1 protein-coding gene is annotated in these 3,528 nt (G+C 51.9%); it reads left to right on the forward strand.

What is annotated here, in order from left to right:
* A partial coding sequence (locus QL234_RS31840) for an amino acid adenylation domain-containing protein (RefSeq protein WP_281561746.1) occupies window positions 1-3,528 on the forward strand: 3,528 nt, incomplete at both ends.

The following is a 3,528-nucleotide window of genomic DNA, read 5'->3' on the forward strand; positions in this document are numbered from 1 at the left end:
GATGATGCCGCCCGGGAATTCTTTAACAAGCAGCTCGGCGATATCAGCGAAACCTGTGCCCCCTTTAACCTGATGAATGTCCAGGGTGGCGGAGACAGCATAGATGAGCAAGAGCAAAAGCTTTCTCCTGATTTAACCACCCGTATCAGGGAGCAGGCTCTGCGCTTAAAGCTCAGCCCGGCGGCTTTATTCCATAGTGCCTATGCTATGGTTATCGCCGCTTGCAGCGGACAAAAAGATGTTGTTTTCGGTACCGTGATGTCCGGACGCTTGCAGGGTATCGAAGGAGCAGCCTCTATGACGGGTATGTTTATCAATACCCTGCCGCTGCGGATTAGTCTGACAGACAAGAGTGCAGAAGCCTTAGTACGACAGACACATGAGGCCTTACAGCAATTATTACCACACGAGCAGGTTTCCCTGGCTTTTGCCCAAAGCTGCAGCGCTATCAATGGCGATGCGCCGTTATTTACCGCATTATTAAATTATCGCCATAGCCGAAAACCTCAAGAGGGCAGCGCCCGGGATATCCTGTCCAGCCTGGAGTTTATCGACCCCAATGAAAGAACCAACTATCCTTTCTCGGTTGCCGTCGATGATTATGGTCAAGACTTCCTGATCAATGTTCAGGTAGAGTCCCAAATTGATGCCGGACGGATACTCGATTATATGATCACCGCCCTGACCCGGTTAACCGACCTGCTGGCGAACAATACCCAAGATCTGATCAGCCAATACTCGGTATTACCGGAGAAAGAGCAACAAAGCTTATTTGCCTTAAGCGCCACCGCTCAGAATTATCCTGACGATAAATGCATTTACGATTTATTCGAAGCCCAGGTAGCGAAAACCCCGGACAATACCGCGTTAATTTTCCAGGACCAGCAACTGAGTTACCGTCAGCTGGAGCAAAGAGCCAATCAGCTGGCAAGACACCTGCTTGCATCGGGCGCCAAACCGGAAGCCCTGGTTGCCCTTTATATGGAGCGATCCATCGAAATGCTGGTAGCTATCTGGGGGGTATTAAAAACCGGTGCCGCTTATGTGCCTCTGGATCCGCAATTACCGGCATCAAGGGTCGACGCCATCCTGGACGACAGCCAACCGCTTGCCATTATCAGCCAGCAGCACCTGACCGACAAATTAAACAATCTGACCGAAATTCCGGTACTGGCCATTGACGAAGCTGCTCTGGCTGCGGATTTAGCCGCTTTATCCCCAAACAGCATCGAACGCCCCCGGGTACAATCGCCGTTAAGCTGCGCTTATGTCATCTATACCTCTGGCTCCACCGGCATGCCTAAAGGGGTTGTCTGTACCCATCAGGGCCTGGTTAACCAGACAGATGCCAAGCAAAAGCAATACCCGCTGACGACACAAGACAAGGTACTGCAGAAAACCCCTTATAGTTTTGATGTTTCCCTGCAGGAGTTGATCTGGCCGCTGATTTCAGGCGCATGCCTGGTGATCGCCAAACCCGAAGGCCATAAAGATCCCAAGTACCTGGAAGCGGTGATCAAGCAGCACGGGATAACCAGTCTGCATTTTGTCCCTTCTATGCTCAACCTGATGCTGGCAGGCAGCCATTGGTCAGAATGTAGCAGTGTCAGACAAGTATTTTGTAGCGGTGAAGCTCTGTCCAAAGAGCTACAAGACAGCTTCTTTACCACAGGGACCCGGGCGAAGCTGTATAACCTGTACGGCCCGACCGAGGCCGCGATAGATGTCAGTCACTGGACCTGTGATCCGACTTCATCTATACACACAGTACCTATCGGCCACGCCATGCAAAATACCCAACTGCTGGTATTAAACGAAAATATGCAATTAACTCCGCTTGGTGTTACCGGCGAATTACATATCGGCGGCGCCGGCCTGGCCCGCGGCTACCTCAACCGGGAAGAACTGACGGCGAAACAGTTTGTCGACAACCCTTTCCCTGAGCTTGCCACCACCAGATTATATAAAACCGGCGATCTGGTACGTTACCTGCCGGACGGCAGCCTGGAATATCTGGGGCGCAGCGATCATCAGGTGAAGATCCGCGGCCTGCGTATTGAATTGGGAGAAATCGAGCATCAGTTAAAACAGCTACCGGAAATTGCTTCGGCCCTGGTTGTTGCCCATACCGATCAACAAGGCGAACAACACCTGGTCGCCTATTTTATCGGCGAGGATGCCAGCCGGGACAATAGCCAGCTGATCCCATCTCTTAAACAGCAACTTGGCCAGGTATTACCGGACTACATGGTACCGGCAATCTTCATCAGCCAGGAAAGCTGGCCGCTGACGGTAAGCGGTAAAATCGACCGCAAGGCCTTGCCCGAACCTGAGCTGTCGCAACAGCGAGCTTCCTATGTGGCTCCCTCTACCGAAACTGAAAAAATCCTATGTGAAATCTGGCAAGAGGTACTGACCATACCGCGAGTGGGGGTTACAGATAACTTTTTTGAATTAGGCGGACACTCCCTGCGGGCCATGCAGGTAATGTCTCAATTGCAACAAGCCGGATTCTCAGTAGAAGTTCGCCAGTTATTTCAACATCCGCAACTGTCAGATCTGGCCCGAGAAATCACATCAGACAGCCAGACAAAAGCGCCATCATTCAAGGCTCCTGATAATATGATTCCGGTTAATGCCTCGGTGATCACTCCAGATATGCTGCCGCTAATGGGGCTTAACCAGGAAGATATCGAAAAGGTCATCGCCAAAGTGCCCGGCGGCGCTGCCAATATCCAGGATATTTACCCGCTGGCGCCGCTGCAACAGGGAATTTTGTTCCATCATATGATGGATCCTCAAAACGATCCCTATGTAATGCCTGCCTACCTGACAATATCCGGCACAGACAACTTTAACCAATTTATCTTCGGCCTGAATCAAGTAATTGCCCGTCACGACACCCTGCGCACCGCCGTGCTCTGGCGCGACATGCCGCAGCCGGTACAGGTGGTTTATCGCACAGTTGAGCTACCGATTAACCGTGTCAGCCTGCCGGGTGATGAAAATGAAGACCTGCTCAGCCGCTTTAAGGCCTATGATCAAGAGCAGACCCTGGCGGTCGATATCGAACAGGGGCCGCTGCTTAGCCTGACGGTTGCCCATGACAGCGACAACGATAAATACATGCTCCGCCTCTTGACCCACCATGTGATCACGGATCATGTCACCATGGACATTATCCAGCAGGAACTCTCGCTTATTTTTACCGGACAGCAAGAGCTGTTGCCTGAGCCAGTACAATACCGGGAATTTGTCGCTTTTGCCAAACACCAGGAGCAAGAGCAGGATGATGCCGCCCGGGAATTCTTTAACAAGCAGCTCGGCGATATCAGCGAAACCTGTGCCCCCTTTAACCTGATGAATGTCCAGGGTGGCGGAGACAGCATAGATGAGCAGGAGCAAAAGCTTACTCCGGACTTAACCGCCCGTATCAGGGAGCAGGCTCTGCGCTTAAAGCTCAGCCCGGCGGCCTTATTCCACAGTGCCTATGCTATGGTTATCGCCGCTTGCAGCGGACAAAAAGAT

The sequence above is a fragment of the Thalassomonas sp. RHCl1 genome (assembly GCF_947387555.1).
GTDB lineage: Bacteria > Pseudomonadota > Gammaproteobacteria > Enterobacterales > Alteromonadaceae > Thalassomonas.